Consider the following 290-nt stretch of genomic DNA (forward strand, 5'->3'; position numbering starts at 1 on the left):
GACAAATTCCTGTTCCTGACGGAAACCGGTTCGAAGAGCGTGCCGACCTGGGCGCTGCCGGACAATTTCAAGAATCACGGCAACTATGTGATCAGCCTCGCGAATGTCACGCGCTGGCTCGGTCAGCAGGCTGAGGCGCTGGGTGTCGAGATTTTCCCGGGCTTTCCGGCGGCTGAAATCCTGTACAACGACGACGGTTCGGTTAAAGGTGTCGCCACTGGCAACCTGGGCATCGGCAAGGACGGCGAGCCGACCGAGAACTTCCAGCTCGGCATGGAACTGCACGCGAA

The 290-nt window shown here is 59.7% G+C and carries 1 protein-coding gene; it reads left to right on the forward strand.

Annotated elements, in window-relative coordinates; genetic code table 11:
* On the forward strand, positions 1–290 hold a 290-nt coding region (locus P0D80_RS51585), incomplete at both ends, for an NAD(P)/FAD-dependent oxidoreductase (RefSeq protein ID WP_408296766.1).

The sequence above is a fragment of the Paraburkholderia sp. RL17-373-BIF-A genome, assembly GCF_046030175.1.
Classification (GTDB): Bacteria; Pseudomonadota; Gammaproteobacteria; order Burkholderiales; family Burkholderiaceae; genus Paraburkholderia.